At 63.1% G+C, this 14,500-nt stretch carries 18 protein-coding genes, 2 tRNA genes, 1 other RNA gene and 6 pseudogenes; 17 read left to right on the top strand and 10 right to left on the bottom strand.

Annotated elements, in window-relative coordinates; translation table 11 throughout:
• Positions 1 to 152 precede the first annotated feature (152 nt).
• From H9L15_RS09195 to H9L15_RS17475, 9 genes and pseudogenes are all read left to right on the top strand, one after another.
• The gene (locus H9L15_RS09195; protein WP_187713892.1) at positions 153 to 329 is read left to right on the top strand and encodes a hypothetical protein; all 177 of its coding nucleotides are present in this window, start codon (positions 153 to 155) and stop codon (positions 327 to 329) included.
• The gene (locus tag H9L15_RS09190; protein ID WP_187713891.1) at positions 329 to 652 is read left to right on the top strand and encodes a cell division protein ZapA; all 324 of its coding nucleotides are present in this window, start codon (positions 329 to 331) and stop codon (positions 650 to 652) included. Before H9L15_RS09195 ends, H9L15_RS09190 begins: the two co-directional genes overlap by 1 nt.
• Positions 653 to 664: 12 nt before the next feature.
• A non-coding RNA gene (gene ssrS / locus H9L15_RS20735) (6S RNA) lies at positions 665 to 818 on the top strand.
• Entirely contained in the window at positions 808 to 1,392 is a 585-nt protein-coding gene (locus tag H9L15_RS09185; RefSeq protein WP_345169935.1) for a 5-formyltetrahydrofolate cyclo-ligase, read from the top strand. Before ssrS ends, H9L15_RS09185 begins: the two co-directional genes overlap by 11 nt.
• Positions 1,389 to 1,619 carry a DUF2842 domain-containing protein gene (locus tag H9L15_RS09180; protein WP_223276127.1) on the top strand — a complete coding sequence of 77 codons (231 nt, stop codon included), beginning with the start codon at positions 1,389 to 1,391 and terminating at the stop codon, positions 1,617 to 1,619. Before H9L15_RS09185 ends, H9L15_RS09180 begins: the two co-directional genes overlap by 4 nt.
• Before the next feature lie 35 nt (positions 1,620 to 1,654).
• Entirely contained in the window at positions 1,655 to 1,981 is a 327-nt protein-coding gene (locus H9L15_RS09175; protein ID WP_187713888.1) for a hypothetical protein, read from the top strand.
• Positions 1,978 to 2,220: a cell wall hydrolase gene (locus H9L15_RS20355; protein ID WP_398286925.1), complete on the top strand. Its 243-nt coding sequence runs from the start codon at positions 1,978 to 1,980 to the stop codon at positions 2,218 to 2,220. The genes H9L15_RS09175 and H9L15_RS20355 overlap by 4 nt, the downstream gene beginning before the upstream one ends.
• Positions 2,217 to 2,276, top strand: a pseudogene (locus H9L15_RS20350) (hypothetical protein); the annotation flags it as partial. The gene H9L15_RS20355 and the pseudogene H9L15_RS20350, both read left to right, overlap by 4 nt.
• 74 nt (positions 2,277 to 2,350) lie before the next feature.
• On the top strand, positions 2,351 to 2,737 hold the full coding sequence (locus H9L15_RS17475) for a hypothetical protein (protein ID WP_223276126.1): 387 nt from the start codon (positions 2,351 to 2,353) through the stop codon (positions 2,735 to 2,737).
• Between the two features lie 19 nt (positions 2,738 to 2,756).
• Here H9L15_RS17475 and H9L15_RS09165 read toward each other — a convergent pair.
• The 5 genes and pseudogenes from H9L15_RS09165 to H9L15_RS09145 form a co-directional block, all read right to left on the bottom strand.
• Positions 2,757 to 2,833 (bottom strand) — tRNA-Asp (locus tag H9L15_RS09165).
• A 20-nt stretch (positions 2,834 to 2,853) separates the two neighbouring features.
• Positions 2,854 to 4,064, bottom strand: a pseudogene (locus H9L15_RS20730) (AI-2E family transporter).
• A gap of 55 nt (positions 4,065 to 4,119) precedes the next feature.
• Positions 4,120 to 4,204: transfer RNA gene (locus tag H9L15_RS09155), tRNA-Leu, on the bottom strand.
• Positions 4,205 to 4,253: 49 nt separating this feature from the next.
• Positions 4,254 to 4,688, bottom strand: coding sequence for a DUF805 domain-containing protein (locus H9L15_RS09150; protein WP_187713887.1), 435 nt, complete (start codon positions 4,686 to 4,688; stop codon positions 4,254 to 4,256).
• 42 nt (positions 4,689 to 4,730) lie between these two features.
• Positions 4,731 to 6,239 (bottom strand): YifB family Mg chelatase-like AAA ATPase, encoded by a 1,509-nt coding sequence (locus tag H9L15_RS09145; RefSeq protein ID WP_187713886.1) that lies wholly within the window; start codon positions 6,237 to 6,239, stop codon positions 4,731 to 4,733.
• Between the two features lie 128 nt (positions 6,240 to 6,367).
• Between H9L15_RS09145 and H9L15_RS09140 the strand changes: the two genes are divergently transcribed.
• The 7 genes and pseudogenes from H9L15_RS09140 (at position 6,368) to H9L15_RS09110 (ending at position 10,507) form a co-directional block, all read left to right on the top strand.
• Positions 6,368 to 6,718 (top strand): hypothetical protein, encoded by a 351-nt coding sequence (locus H9L15_RS09140; protein ID WP_187713885.1) that lies wholly within the window; start codon positions 6,368 to 6,370, stop codon positions 6,716 to 6,718.
• Positions 6,719 to 6,806: 88 nt separating this feature from the next.
• The gene (rpmH, locus tag H9L15_RS09135; RefSeq protein WP_037504084.1) at positions 6,807 to 6,941 is read left to right on the top strand and encodes a 50S ribosomal protein L34; all 135 of its coding nucleotides are present in this window, start codon (positions 6,807 to 6,809) and stop codon (positions 6,939 to 6,941) included.
• Positions 6,942 to 6,997: 56 nt separating this feature from the next.
• Positions 6,998 to 7,251: pseudogene (gene rnpA / locus H9L15_RS09130) on the top strand (ribonuclease P protein component); the annotation flags it as partial.
• Positions 7,252 to 7,259: 8 nt separating this feature from the next.
• Positions 7,260 to 7,470: pseudogene (gene yidD, locus H9L15_RS09125) on the top strand (membrane protein insertion efficiency factor YidD).
• Positions 7,471 to 7,483: 13 nt separating this feature from the next.
• On the top strand, positions 7,484 to 9,190 hold the full coding sequence (gene yidC, locus H9L15_RS09120; protein ID WP_187713884.1) for a membrane protein insertase YidC: 1,707 nt from the start codon (positions 7,484 to 7,486) through the stop codon (positions 9,188 to 9,190).
• 1 nt (position 9,191) lies between these two features.
• Positions 9,192 to 9,832: pseudogene (gene yihA, locus H9L15_RS09115) on the top strand (ribosome biogenesis GTP-binding protein YihA/YsxC).
• 12 nt (positions 9,833 to 9,844) lie between these two features.
• Positions 9,845 to 10,507, top strand: a complete 663-nt coding sequence (locus tag H9L15_RS09110) for a glutathione S-transferase family protein (RefSeq protein ID WP_223276670.1) — start codon at positions 9,845 to 9,847, stop codon at positions 10,505 to 10,507.
• Here the strand turns inward: H9L15_RS09110 and H9L15_RS09105 are convergent.
• Positions 10,504 to 11,013, bottom strand: coding sequence for a cupin domain-containing protein (locus tag H9L15_RS09105; protein ID WP_223276125.1), 510 nt, complete (start codon positions 11,011 to 11,013; stop codon positions 10,504 to 10,506). The genes H9L15_RS09110 and H9L15_RS09105 overlap by 4 nt on opposite strands.
• Between H9L15_RS09105 and dapE the strand changes: the two are divergent.
• A pseudogene (gene dapE, locus H9L15_RS09100) lies at positions 10,998 to 12,126 on the top strand (succinyl-diaminopimelate desuccinylase). The gene H9L15_RS09105 and the pseudogene dapE sit on opposite strands and share 16 nt — an antisense overlap.
• On the opposite strand, the gene H9L15_RS17470 reads toward dapE, so the two are convergent.
• The 4 genes from H9L15_RS17470 to H9L15_RS09080 all read right to left on the bottom strand — a co-directional run bounded on the left by H9L15_RS17470 (position 12,112) and on the right by H9L15_RS09080 (position 14,499).
• Positions 12,112 to 12,453: a PEPxxWA-CTERM sorting domain-containing protein gene (locus tag H9L15_RS17470; protein WP_223276124.1), complete on the bottom strand. Its 342-nt coding sequence runs from the start codon at positions 12,451 to 12,453 to the stop codon at positions 12,112 to 12,114. The pseudogene dapE and the gene H9L15_RS17470 overlap by 15 nt on opposite strands.
• Before the next feature lie 368 nt (positions 12,454 to 12,821).
• Positions 12,822 to 13,595, bottom strand: a complete 774-nt coding sequence (locus H9L15_RS09090; protein ID WP_187713882.1) for an EAL domain-containing protein — start codon at positions 13,593 to 13,595, stop codon at positions 12,822 to 12,824.
• Positions 13,520 to 14,215: a GGDEF domain-containing protein gene (locus H9L15_RS09085; protein ID WP_187713881.1), complete on the bottom strand. Its 696-nt coding sequence runs from the start codon at positions 14,213 to 14,215 to the stop codon at positions 13,520 to 13,522. The genes H9L15_RS09090 and H9L15_RS09085 overlap by 76 nt, the downstream gene beginning before the upstream one ends.
• A gap of 32 nt (positions 14,216 to 14,247) precedes the next feature.
• Positions 14,248 to 14,499 (bottom strand): hypothetical protein, encoded by a 252-nt coding sequence (locus H9L15_RS09080; protein ID WP_187713880.1) that lies wholly within the window; start codon positions 14,497 to 14,499, stop codon positions 14,248 to 14,250.
• Position 14,500 lies beyond the last annotated feature (1 nt).

Raw genomic sequence — 14,500 nt, 5'->3', positions numbered from 1 at the left:
GCGCTCCATCCATGGGGTCGGCCCGCGCTCGGGATTCGGCGTGCCGGATTGCGGTGGCCCTTGGCGGGTGAGCGGTGAACCGTCAACCTCGGCGGCCTCAAGCCGGCCACTCGTGACTTGCCGGAATCGCGGTTCTTGCGTAGCGGAAATGGATGGAAGAGAGCCGCCTCAATACCGCACTGGATCGTGTCGAGCGCGCACTGGCCAGGATCGAGCAGTCCGTCCCCAAGTTGAGTCGTCCCACTGGAAAGGACGACGCGCTTCGGGCGCGAGTCCGCGAGGCCGTCGCTGAGCTCGACCAGATCATTCGCTTGGCGGAGGACGCCTGATGGCAGAGATCGACGTCTTCATCGCGGGTCGAAGCTACCGTGTCGCCTGCCGCGACGGCGAAGAAGACTCGCTTCGCAAGGCGGCGTCGCTGGTGGACGCCAAGAGCCGTGAGGCGCTGTCCGGGCTGGGCACCTTGTCCGAGGCACGCCAGCTTCTCTTCGCTTCGCTCCTCCTGGCGGACGACATGATCGATGAGGGGAAGGTCGCTGCGCCGCCTCCGGCTCCAGCGATCGATCCGGCGCTTGCCGAACGCGCCGAGCGGGTTGCGGACCGGCTCGAATCGCTCGCAGCGGCACTTGAGAACGAAGCGGCAAGCGCCTAGATTTGGTCTTGACGGGTACTGCCCGGTACGAAGCCACGAAAATCCCTGAGGCGATTAAATATCCTAGGGGACTGTCCCTGTCCGGATCCTGGTCCGGTGCACATGGTTCCCACCTGACGTTTGTGGCGTCAGAGGATTTCCGGCAAACGGCCACGGTGGTCCCGTCACTTCCCTTCGACCTGTCGAAAGATGTTCTGCGCAAATCCTCCCTGGAGGCACGCAAGGCGTTCGTTCGGACACTGGACGATGGGCACCGCGCGATTCTCGAACAGAAGCTTGCCGAGCATCTGACCTCGCTCTGCGCCAATGCCGCCGTTGTCGCCGGCTATTCGCCGATGGGAAGCGAGATCAGCCCGATGCTGGCAATCGAGGAAGCGCGCGCGGTGGGCCGCATCGTCGCTTTCCCAGCCTTTTCCGATCCCGCAAAGCCTTTCCGGTTCCTCTCCGGAGACCCCGTGGAGCCGGGACCGTTCGGCTTCCTGCAGCCGAAGCGACGTGCGCCGGTTGTGGAGCCGGACCTGATCCTGGTGCCGCTGATCGCGATCGATGGTCGTGGGACCCGCCTGGGTCGCGGCAAGGGCCATTATGACCGCGCTCTCGGCCACCTGAAGAAAACGGGTGCGAAGCTTATTGGCGTCGGATGGGCCATGCAGCGCCTGGAAGCAGCCATTCCCTCCGATCCATGGGACATCCCCCTCCACGGCTTCGCCAGCCCGGATGGCGTCGAGGAATTCGCGTGACTGAACCGAGTTGGCGGAGAGGTGCAGGAATCGCCGCGATCCTGCTTCTGATCCTCTTCTGGGCGATCCTCGTTGCAAGCCTCTCGAGTTTCGTCGGACGCTGGCCGATCCTGCTCCAATCGCTCTTCTACCTGGTCATGGGAATCGCTTGGATCGCGCCTTTGCGGCCGCTGATCCGCTGGTCGCAAACGGGGCATTGGCGGGCGAATCCGAAGCCGCGCAATTGAATCGAGCGTGTTATTTCACTATATCACTCGCTCCCGTGACACAGACGATCGCCTTGCAGGCCGCGCGCTTCTTGCGCGAGCGACCCTACGAAGTGGTGATGGCCGGCGCCGTCGCCCTTGCCGGCGTCATCGCGCTCGCCGGCTCGGCGGGTTCGACGCCGTCTTTGTCAGGCCTGCCCTCCGCGTCTGATCCGAAAGCCCTTCCTGCTCCGCCTCCCCTGCTCGTCCGGCAATTGCCCGTCGAGCAAGCGGAAGCGATCAACCAGGGGATTGCGATCGACACGGGACCGAACCCTGCCGCCAAAGCCTTCTCGCTCGGCTCCGCTGACTCTGCGGCGCGGGCAGAGCGCTCGAATGCCTGACCAGCGCTGTCTATTACGAGGCGGGCCAGGAAAGCCTCGATGGACAGCGCGCCGTCGCTCAGGTCGTTCTTAACAGGGTTCGCCATCCGGCCTTCCCCGCGAACGTCTGCGGCGTCGTGTATGAAGGTTCGACGCGCGCGACCGGCTGCCAGTTCACCTTTACCTGCGACGGCTCGCTGATGCGCGGCCGGAGCTTGGTGCATGGAACCGCGCCAAGGCCGTCGCCGAGGCGGCACTGAACGGCTACGTCTATAAGCCCGTCGGCAACGCCACCCACTACCATGCGAATTACGTCGTCCCTTACTGGGCGCCGACCCTGACCAAGAACGCAATCGTTGGGGCACACATCTTCTATCGTTGGGCTGGCGGATGGGTCGTCCGGCCGCCTTCGTACAGTCCTATGCGCGCAGCGAGCCGAATGTCGGCGCATTGCGGTCGGCGGCTATCCTTGCCGAACAGCGCGATATTGCGACACGCGGGCAGGCTGGAGATGTCGGCAAGGCGATCGCCGAGATACCGGGCGCCGAGACGATCAAGCTCGCCCCGTCGATGCGCGGCGACAAGCGCGTTGCGGTTCGCTTCAACCTGACCGCCCGCAAGGCGTCGGACGAGGTGAAGCACAAGGAGTATGTCGAGGAAGTGAAGGCTTCGGACAATTTGCGCTGGTCGCTGAACGGCGGCATGGCTGCGGTGGACGACAAGCCGCTCGGCGTCGCCAGCGCCACGGCCGGAAGCGCCAGCGGCTCGCCGCAATAAGCAATCCAGATTTCAGGAATGGCGCGAGTGACGGGGCTCGAACCCGCGACCTCCGGCGTGACAGGCCGGCGCTCTAACCAACTGAGCTACACCCGCGTTTTTGGCGTGGCGGCGAACTAGGTGGCACCCTGCGGGGTGTCAACATCGGCTGAGTCTTTTTCTTCTTCCTCATCGCCGACATGCGTCAGCGTGCCGTGTTCGAACAGGAAGCCCGCGATGTCAGGCGTTCCGGCGGCCGAGAAAATCGTCTTCATGATGATCAGCAACGGGACGGCAAGCAGCGCACCCGTCGTCCCCCAAACCCAGGACCAGAAGCTCAGCGCGATCAGGATCGCCAGCGGGCTGATGGTCAATCTCTTGCCGACGATCATCGGCGTGATGAAATTGGCTTCCACCATGTGCAGGCCGACGAAGATCAGAGGTGGAAGCATCGCCGTCCACACATCCGAGAAGATCATCAATCCGCCGAGGAACAGCAGCAACGCCGACACGATCGGGCCGAGGTAAGGGATGTAGTTCAGCACCGCGACGATGCCGCCCCACATGATCGGGGAATCCATGCCCAGCTGCCACAGGATCAATGCCGTCAGCGCGCCTAGGGTCACGTTGATGAGGGTGATGGTGCCGATGTAGATCGAGGTGGCGTCGACGACCTGCTGGATCACTCGCGCCGTGGTCAGCGCGCCCTCAAAGCTGCCGCGGCTGACGATCGTCTTCTTCCGCATCGACGTCCAGCCGGCGAGAAAAAAGAAGATCACCAACAGCGAGAAGAAGAGCTGGATGAGGACATGCGGTGCGGACGTGGCGAGGAGGCCCCGAGCGAGTTGGGCGTCTCCAGCGTGACGGTCCGTCCGCCACGATCTGGAAAGACGGTGATCTGCGAGAAAATTCGGTCAACGAACTTGTCGAACGCCTTGTAGAGGTCGAGCACCGGATCCAGCTCTGCCTTCACCCTCGGGATACGTTCCGGCACCAACGCAACCCAGTCGATGGCCGGAAGGACGATCGAGCCGATCGCAAAGACGGCGATCAGGATGAAGAAGATGATGCAAAGCCCGGCGGCCAGGCGTGACGGCACCCCGCGCCGCTCGAACCATTCCAGCATCGGTACAAGCGTGATGGCGACGACCAGCGCGGCCGTGACGGGCATGAAGAACTCTGCGCCCGCCCTCAATGCGAATGGCAATGCAAGCAGGCTGCCGATGCCCGCGATCAGCGCAATCGATGCAAGCAGCCGATCTCGCTTTGCACTGCTTTCAATCAATGCGTGCGGAATCTCCGGCGGTGGCGGCGGAGCGGCCTTCGCTTTCGTTGTCCGAGCATCCATGGGCTGACGATATCCGCGATAAGCCTTGCTCGCCAGCGGCTTGCGAAGGAATTCGTGGTGCCCCTGGTCCGACTCGAACGGACACTCCGGTTAGGAACTCGATTTTGAGTCGAGCGCGTCTACCATTCCGCCACAGGGGCCCGAAGCGCCTAGCTAGCGACGGCTTGCCTCCAGGACAACCGATGGTTGTCAGCTGGCGAAGGAAAAGGCTGTCGGCGCCGCGCCGTATCGGTTGGGAACGGTCGTGCCCCTCTTCATGAACAGGGTCAACAGGTGCGCGAACGCGAGCAGGACGACTCCGAGGACGCCGAGGGCGACGATCTGCGGCAGAATGCCCGGAACGCGAATGCCAGCGGCAGAAGCAGCAGGAGCAGGCAGGGAACGACAAGTTCGCGGCCAGACTTGCAGGCGGCGAACGGCAACGGCGATTTGTGGAACGATCAGCAAGAGACCGACGAGGCCGGAGAGGATCCCGCGCATCCCAAGCAACGCCCCGACTATGCCGGCCACGGCGTTGGCAACGATCACGAACGCGAAGAAGAGCCAGAACTCCTCTCGCGACGCCCGTCCCGAAAAGTCCGCATATTTCTTGAGCGTCTGACGCGCTGATTCAAACAGTCTCATTTGGCCCCCGTTGCCGCCGTTAGACATTGTTATTGTTAAATATCAATTACGTGGCACCTGCCTTCGGTAGCTCAAGGCCTCCGCGACATGGATCCGGCCGACACTCTGTGACTCCGCGAGGTCCGCGACCGTGCGCGCGACGCGGAGGACCCGGTGGAATCCGCGCGCCGAGAGCCGCATCGCCGCCGCCGCATCCGCTAAGAGCTTGCGTCCGGGCTCGTCCGGTGTCGCAAACCTCTCGAGAACCTCGCCGTCGGCCTCCGCGTTAGTACGTACTCCTGAGCCGTTGTAGCGGTCGGCCTGCAGCTGGCGGGCAGCCGCCACTCGGCCCGCGACCTCCGCGCTTCCTTCCGCTGGCGGCGGCAAGGTCAGGTCGGCTGCCGAAACCCCTTGCACGTCCACATGCAGATCGATGCGGTCGAGCAGCGGCCCCGATACGCGCGCCTGGTAATCCGCAGCACACCTGGGCGCCCGGCTGCAGGCAAGGGCCGGGTCTCCCAGATGGCCGCACCGGCAGGGGTTCATCGCCGCGACAAGCTGCACACGCGCCGGGAAGGTGACGTGCGTATTCGCTCGCGCAACGCTGACATTGCCGGTCTCGAGAGGCTGCCGAAGCGAATCCAGAACGCCGCGCTGGAATTCCGGCAGTTCGTCGAGGAACAGGACGCCAAGGTGAGCAAGGCTGATCTCTCCCGGTCGAACGCGAAGTCCACCGCCGACCAACGCGGGCATAGATGCCGAGTGGTGCGGTGCGCGGAATGGCCGGCGCCTGGTCATCCGCCCGCCTTCCAGTTCCCCAGCGACAGATGCGACCATCGACACTTCGAGCGCTTCGGCGGATTGAAGGGGCGGCAGGATGCCGGGAAGGCAAGCCGCAAGAAGCGACTTCCCGGCGCCCGGAGGACCGCTCATCAGCAGGTTATGGCCGCCGGCCGCGGCAATCTCGAGCGCGCGCTTGGCGACTTCCTGACCCTTGACCTGCTTAAGGTCGGGACCGGACGCATGTTCGACCGCTTCGCCCGGCTGCGGCGGAAGGAGCACTGACGACCCCTTTAGATGAGATAGCAATGCCAACAGGTCCGGCGCCGCGATCACCTCGACGTTCCCGGCCCACGCAGCTTCCGCGCCTTGCTCGGCCGGGCAGATCAGGCCCTTGTCCTCTGACGACGCCTGGATTGCGGCCAGGAGAACTCCGGGAGACGATGCGATCCGCCCATCGAGCTTCAATTCGCCAACGATGACGTAATGAGACAAAGCCTCGGCGTCCGCGGCACCGATTGCAGCCAAGAGGCAGAGCGCGATGGGCAGGTCGAAGTGCGACCCTTCCTTCGGCAAGTCCGCCGGCGAAAGGTTCACGGTAATCCGCTTGGGCGGGAGCGCGAGGCCGATCGATGCAAGCGCGGCATGAACGCGCTCGCGGCTTTCCGCGACCGCCTTGTCCGGTAATCCGACGATGGTGAAACGGGGCAATCCGGCGGAGAGCTGGACCTGGACTTCGACCGGCCGGGCTTCGAGCCCGAGATACGCAACCGTGGCGACGGTGGCCGTCATGCGGCACCGCCAAGGGACAACATTGCGCTACGCAGACACCCCCCTAACTCGGCGCCGACTTGCTAGCCCGCACCTGAGCCACACCGCAAGTCCTTGCGAGAGAAGGCGACTGGCCCCACATCGTCGGGATGATAACGAAGGACCAGTGGCGAAAATTCATCGACAACCCGATTGTCGAATGGACGATCTTCGTGGTCGGCCTGCTGCTTTTGTTCGTGGTTGCACCACTGGTCGGTGCAGTCCCCGGACCCGGCGGCGTCATCGTTGCCGGCATCGGCCTGGCCATGGTCCTAAAGACCAGCATGTGGGCCAAGCGCCGCTACGCCCGTTTCAAGAAGTGGGAACCGACGGTTCTCGGCAAGCAGGTGAAGCCGGGGAACTGGACGGACTTTGCACTGCGCAGGCGGAGCGCGCGCCGGCGTAAGGAAGTCGAAAAGGCCCGTCAGGCAAGTTTGCCCGAAGAGGGCCAGCCGAATTGACTTTGCAGCGGCCCTCCCTTATCGGCCCGCTGCAACAGCGGCTGCCGGAATGGCGGCCCTTTTCATTTAGATTTTGAGAGAATGAGCGATGAAGCGCACCTTCCAGCCGAGCAACCTCGTCCGCAAGCGCCGTCACGGCTTTCGGTCGCGGATGGCGACCGTCGGCGGACGCAAGGTGTTGAATGCTCGCCGCGCCCGCGGCCGCAAGAAGCTCAGCGCCTAACAATCCTCCGCAAACGCTCGGATTTTCTCGCTGCGAACGCCGGTCGGCGCGCGGCGATGCCGGGCTTTGTGCTGCTCGTTCGCGATCGCAAGGACGGCGACCCTGTAAAGCGCGTGGGCTTCACCGTCAGCAAGAAGGTCGGCGGGCGGTTATCCGCAACCGGATGAAGCGCCGTTTCCGCGAGCTTGCGCGCGAGATCATTCCGTCGAGCGGACATGCCGGCGCAGACCATGTGATGATTGGCCGCTCAAGCGGGATCGAGCGTGAATTCAATGCCTTGCGCAGCGACCTGTCGAAGGCGCTCGAAAAGGCGCGGCCGTGATTGCCAAGGGCATGATCCTGATCGCGAAGGCTTGGCAGAAAGGCCCTCGCGCGTCTTGCCCCCAAGCTGCCGCTACCAGCCTAGCTGTTCGGCCTATGCGATCACTGCACTTCAACGCTATGGGCGGCGCGCGGTGGATGGCTCGCTTTCAAGCGGATCATGCGCTGTCACCCCTGGGGCGGCCAAGGCCCCGACCCTGTACCCTGATCGAGGATCCTAAGTGAACGAGAGCAAGAACCTGATCCTCGCGGTCGTACTGAGCGCGCTCGTGCTGCTCGGATGGAGCTTTCTGTCCGACAGGTTCGTCCCGGCGAATCCTCCGCCAAAGGTCGAGAAAGGCAAGGTTCAGGCGGCCAATCAGCCCTCGCAACCCAGCAACACGCCGGTCGCAGGTACGCCGTCACAATTGCGCGATCGCAGCGCGGTGATCGCGGAAGCGCCGCGCGTGCAGATCGAAACGCCATCGCTGCGCGGCTCGATCAACCTCAAGGGAGCACGGATCGACGATCTGTGGATGCTGAAGCACCACGTTTCCTACAAGAAGGACTCGTCTCCGGTGGCGCTGCTTTCCCCGCAGGGGACCCATGCCGCATCCTTCGTCGGGTTCAGCTGGAACGGGCCGGACACGCCCAATGCCGACACGCTGTGGAAGGCAAGCTCGCCCGTCCTGACGCCGGACAAGCCAGTCACGTTGAGCTGGGTCAGCCCCACGGGCGTTACCTACGAGCTCAAGATCTCGATCGACGACCTCTACCTCTTTACGGTCGATCAACGGGTCACCAATGGCTCTACGCAGCCGATCCAGGTCCAGCCCTACAGCTTCTCCAGCCGGGCAGGCCGTTCCGCCGACGTGTCGTCGTGGACGGTTCACGTCGGACCCATGACCGTCCGCGACGGCAAGGCGGACTACGAGGCCGACTGGAAGACGATCCGCGAGGCCGGGCCCAGCGGCCTGAAGTATGACGCATCCAAGGGCTGGATCGGGTTTACCGACAAATATTGGCTGACGGCGCTGGCTCCGGAAGGGACAACGCAGGACTCGTTCCGCTATTCCAACACCGGCGCCTACCAGGCGGACAGCGTCGGACCCGCCGCAATTGTCGCTCCCGGTCAATCGAGCAACTTCAAGACCTCGGTCTTTGCCGGAGCGAAGGAAAAGACCACGCTCGACCGCTACGAGGCCGCGGGCGTCCCGAAGGTTTCCAAGGCGATCGACTGGGGCTGGTTCGAATGGTTCATGCGGCCGATCTTCGACCTGCTGAACTGGCTGTTCCAAATCACCGGCAACTTCGGCGTGGCGATCATTCTCCTGACGGTAATCGTCCGCGCGCTGATGTTCCCGATTGCGCAGAAGCAGTTCCAGTCGATGGCGGCGATGCGCAAGCTGCAGCCGAAGATGAAGGCGCTCCAGGAGCGCTACAAGGAAGACAAGCCGCGTCTTCAGCAAGAGATGATGAAGCTGTACCAGCAGGAGAAGATCAATCCTGCGGCGGGTTGCCTTCCGATCCTGCTCCAGATTCCGGTCTTCTACGCGCTCTACAAGGTGCTGATGGTCAGCGTCGAAATGCGGCACCAGCCGTTCGTGCTGTGGATTCAGGATCTGTCGGCTCCGGACCCGTTGACGCCGGTGAATCTGTTCGGCCTGCTCGATTTCACGCCGCCGCACTTCCTGGCGATTGGCGTGCTTCCGATCTTGCTTGGCGTGACGATGTGGATCCAGTTCAAGCTGAACCCCGCCCCGGTCGACCCGACGCAGCAGCAGATCTTCGCGATCATGCCGTGGGTGATGATGTTCGTGATGGCGCCGTTTGCGAGCGGCCTGCAACTCTACTGGGTCACCAGCAACATCCTGACGATCCTGCAACAGTGGTGGCTGTACAAGAGATACGGCCTCCACTTCTCCGACACGCATCCGGCGACAACCTGACGTGTCGGAGGAGCAGGACGAGCATAGCGAACGCGCGCGCAAGCTGTTTGCGGGGCCCGTCGAGTTCCTGAAGTCGGCGCCGGGCCTCAAGTTCCTGCCTGACCCGGACTATCCGGAGATCGCGTTCGCGGGCCGGTCGAACGTCGGGAAAAGCTCGTTGCTCAACGCCTTGACGAACCGGAAGGGTTTGGCGCGGACGTCGAATACGCCGGGCCGCACGCAGGAGCTGAACTTCTTCGATGTCGGCCAACCTCCGCAAATCCGCTTGGTGGACATGCCCGGCTACGGGTTTGCGGAAGCCCAAAGGACCTGGTGAAGCGCTGGCGATTCCTGGTGAACGACTTCCTGCGCGGCCGCGCAGTCCTCCGCCGCGCGATCGTGCTGATCGATTCGAGGCACGGGATCAAACCGGTCGATCTCGAGATCATGGAGATGCTCGACGGTGCGGCAGTCAATTACCAGCTTGTCCTGACGAAGGCCGACAAGGTGAAGGCGACTGATCTCGCCGAAACGCTAGAGCGGACGAAGGTTGAGGCCGCCAAGCATGCCGCCGCACACCCGCAACTCATCGTGACATCGAGCGAAACCGGGTCCGGTATCGCCGAGCTGCGGACCGCAATCCTTGAAGCCGCGACATCCTGAGGGATAGCCTTGCTGAAGATCATCATCGGTAATCGCGCCTATTCGAGCTGGTCGATGCGCGGCTGGCTGGCGGTGAAGCAGACGGGCGAGGAGTTCGAAGAGCTGGTCGTGCCGATGTTCGACGAGGATTGGGAAAAGCGTCGCGAGGGCGACGAGTTCGCGCCTTCGCTCGGCAAGGTGCCGATCCTTTGGGACGGCGACTGCGTCGTTTGGGACAGTCTTGCCATCGTCGAATTTCTCGCCGACCGCTTCGGCAAGGAGCTCTACTGGCCGGACGATGAGACCGCCTGCGGCATGGCGCGGTCGATGGCGGCCGAAATGCACTCGAGCTTTGCGAACCTCCGCCGCGAGCTTCCGATGAACGTCCGCAAGACCTTCCCGTTCAAGCCGTTGCCCGAAGGAGTCCGGGGCGAGATCGAACGCATCCTGACCCTTTGGGCGCAGGCCCGCGCGCGCTTTGGCGGCGGAGGCGATTTCCTGTTCGGCCGCTGGTGCGCCGTCGACATGATGTACGCACCGGTTGTGACACGTTTCATCACTTATTCGGTGCCGCTACCTCCGTTCGCCGAGCTCTACATGAAAGCGGTCCTCTCCCACCCTCACGTCGGTGAATGGATCGACAAGGCGCAGGACGAGCCTTGGGTCATCGAGCATTACGAACAGGAACCCGCCTAGGCCGGACGCTTCGTATCCGGATAGGGCATGCCGTCCTTGTGGGCGTAGGTGCCTTCGGGCGTGAAGATCAGGTCAATGTCGGAATAGCCGCCGCCAGTGTTGGTGCCGCCTCCGAACGCGAGGAAGCTGCAGTCTTCGCCGCTTTCGTTGATCAAATGGTGGCCGATCCCGGTTCCCTTAGGCCAGGCCGCGAGGTCCCCAGCACGGAGCTTCGTCCGCCCCTCGTTCTCGACGAGAACGGCCTCGCCCGAAAGCATGACGACGAACTCGTCCTCGCCATTGTGCCAGTGACGCTGGCTCGACCAAGCACCGGGCTTGAGAGTCACGTGGCTCACGCCGAAGTCGGTCAGGCCCGTTGCTGGGGCAAGGCGTCGATACCAGCGGCCCGCAAGCTCCTTGTCGAACGGCGGCGGATAGCCCGTGCGATTGACCTGCTCGATGGATTCAAGGTCGATCTTGGCATGCCTCGCTCCTTTGCTACGCCAGCGAAATGTCAGTCGATCCAATCGCGCTTGCGCGGGACCTAATCAACTGCGCAAGCGTGACCCCGGCGCGCGGCGAAGTCTTCGACGTACTGGAAGGGCTTTGACGCCGCTCGGATTCACCGTTCATCGTTTCACGCTTGGAGAGCCGCCCGACGGCCCGACCGAGAACATGGTTGCCATACGCGGCGGCGGCGGCCCACACTTCGGTTTTGCCGGGCACCTCGACGTCGTTCCTCCGGGCGATGGCTGGGCCACCGATCCGTTCGAAACCGTCATCGATAATGGCGTGATGACCGGCCGCGGCGCTGCCGATATGAAATGCGCCATTGCGGCCTTCGTCGCTGCCGTCTCCCGCACCGATGCAGCAGGCGGGACCATTTCCCTGCTCATCACCGGCGACGAGGAAGGGTATGCGACGTACGGGACGCCGCGGATCATCGATTGGCTGAAGGAATGGTCGATCAAGCCCGACATGATCCTGATCGGCGAGCCGACTTCGGTCGATCGTCTTGGCGATACGGTCAAGATCGGGCGGCGCGGATCGGTCAACATGTGGATCGACGTGCCCGGCACCCAGGGACACGTTGCCTATCCGCACCGTGCCGACAATCCGATTCCGAAGCTGGCGCGGGTCGTGGCGGCGCTCGATGCAATCCACCTCGACGATGGCACTGACGCCTTCCCGCCATCCAATCTGGAATTCACGGCGATCAGCACCCCGACGCAGGCGAGCAACGTCATCCCGGCGACAGGGACTGCCCAGCTCAACATCCGCTTCAACAACATGCAGCGCGGGAGGCTCTGGTGCGGATGGTCGAAGAGATCGCGGAACGCGAAGCCCCAGGCTCGGCCGTTCGAGCACGTATCTCCGGCGAGGCTTTCCTAACCCCGCCCGGCCAACTCTACGACGTGATCGTCGCTGCGATCGAGGAAGAGACCGGCATCACGCCGGAACTGTCGACCTCGGGAGGCACGTCCGACGGGCGCTTCCTGATCGAGCTGTGCCCGGTCGTCGATTTCGGACTTCCGAACGCGACGATGCACAAGCTCAACGAAAGCGCAGCCGTGGACGACGTTTACCAGCTATCGCGCATATACCAACGCGCGCTGGAGAAGGTGCTAGGCCAGGCCTAGCGCGCGGACGCGAGACCTCCGGGCCGCAAAACCGATTGCCCCGAAGCCGATCAGCATCATCATCCACGTTGCAGGCTCCGGCACGGCAGTGTCGATGCGCGTGAACGTGATCCCGAACAGGCCCTGGTTATTCCAGACCGAAGTCGAGTTATTCGAGCCCACCGAGGCGTAATTCGTGCCGCCGGCACCGTAGATCGGGACGTTGATGTAAAGCCGATCCAGGGACGCGCTGAAATCATTGTCCGCATGGAAGACGGCAGAGGTGATGACGCCGTTCTGCACGGTGAAGCTGTTCTCGAACTGAGAAAACCACAGCCTCGCATCCACGGGACGGAGGCGCCCGCATTCGGTGAAAAGCTGTCGATGAAGACCGACTGCGCGCTGGACGTTGCATTGTCGGTGAGTCCGACGATCCGCCCGGTGACCGTCCCGGAGACGGCGCCAGTTCCCATGACGTTGGGATCGGTCAGGTCGGATCCAAACGTGAAGATGAAGTCCGTGGCACTCGCCACCGTACCGCTCAAAGCAAGACAAGCGGCAGCCACCGCTTTCAGAAAAGCGCCCTTCATGGACACCCCTTTCCCCGTTAACCCGGCGATAAGATTAACATAAATTTAGATTGTGGGTACCCGCGCGTGCCGCAACGCACGCCAACGTGGCATTCAGGCAACAGCGGTGTGCGGAGAGCGGGGTGGTCAGGCGACCGAGCGCGACGGAGCGGCATCGCGTGTCCACGCCAGATATTCGGTTTCGAACATCGGCTCAGCGAACACGTAACCCTGGATGGTGTGGCAACCCATGGCACGCAATATGTCGGCCTGGGCGGATGTCTCCACGGCCTCGGCGACAATCTCGCATTCGACGCCCTGGATCAGTTGCATAACGGCCTGAACCATCACCCTCGCCTTGTCGGACTCCTCGATGTCGACGATCAACGACGGGTCCAACTTGACGCGGTCCAGTGGAAGCTTCTGCAAGCGGGCAAAGTTCGAATAACCCGTTCCGAAGTCGTCAATCGCGATGCGCACGCCATCCTCGCGGAGCGACGCGATTTCCGCAACGACGGTATCGCTTGCGCGCATCGCCGCTGTTTCGGTGAACTCGAGTTCGACCAACGAAAGCGGAACGTGGTTCTCGGCGAAGGCTTGGCGCAAGCGGTCGAAAAAGTCTGCGCGGTCGAGCTGCCGCGGACTGACATTGAACGCGACCCTGCGATCGAAACCCTCACGGTGCCAACTGCCGAGCGTTGCGGCGACTTCGCCGATAACCCAGTCGCCTATCTCGGAAATCAGGCCAGTGCTCTCCGCAATCGGAATGAACAATCCCGGCAGGCACAGGCCATCGCGCGGGTGATTCCAACGCAAGAGCGCCTCGGTACCGACGAGCTCGCCGGTCACCAGGCTAAGCTGCGGCTGATAAGCCAGCACGAACTCGCCGCGCTGGACAGCCTCCGTGAGCGCCTTTTCCATATCGATCTTGCGCTGATGTTCGGCGGCGAGCTCGTCATCGAACAGGCAGTGCTGCCCCCGCCGAGCGCCTTTGCACGGTACATGGCAATGTCCGCCGCTCGCATGAGGGATTCGACGGTCGTCCCGTGATCGGGGTTGAGCGCGACGCCGATCGAAGCGCCGATGTCGACGCTATGGCCGTAAAGCTCAAACGGCTCCGAGATCGCCACGACGATGCGCCGTGCAATTCGTTCGACATCCGCAGTCGACGCAATGTCGGGAAAGAACAAGGTGAACTCGTCGCCGGCAAGACGCGCCAGCAGCGGTCTCTTGCAAGCCGTCTCGGCAATTTCGGCAGTGACCACCACGCGCAGGCGATTGGCCACCATGATCAGGAGTTGGTCGCCGCGAGCGTGACCAAGGCTGTCATTGACCATCTTGAAGCGATCGAGGTCCACGAACAGCATTGCGCAGCTTTTGTCCGGACCGACGTCACAAAGCAGCTTGTCCGCCTCGGAGCGGAAATGAAGCCGGTTCGGCAGCGACGTCACCGGATCATACATGCCGAGCGCCTGGGCGTTCTCGATCGAGGATCGCACCTCCGCGAAAAGGGTATCCACGGCTGCGGCAAGCTTCGGCATGTTGCGACGAACGATTGCCGGCGGCGGTGAAATCAGGTCGCCGCCTTCAACGGCCAGCAGGCGATCCCCAAGGCGGTTAGCGCGCGAGCACTTTCGCTGTTGGGACGCTCCGACGCGATGTAACAGATCAGCAAGCAGAAGGCGCCGGCGACGACCGACGCGACGATCTGGTCGTTGAAGTTGGTGATGTAGAGGAAGGCGCACAGCGAAAATATGAAGGAGGCGAACCCCGCCGCGCCCGAAAGCAGGGCGTTGCTGAACTTCTGAGCCGAGCCTGCCTTCATG

The organism is Sphingomonas daechungensis (assembly GCF_014489495.1).
GTDB lineage: Bacteria > Pseudomonadota > Alphaproteobacteria > Sphingomonadales > Sphingomonadaceae > Sphingomicrobium > Sphingomicrobium daechungense.
The sequence above is the reverse complement of the archived record's forward strand: the minus strand, read 5'-3'. Positions and strand labels throughout refer to the sequence as shown.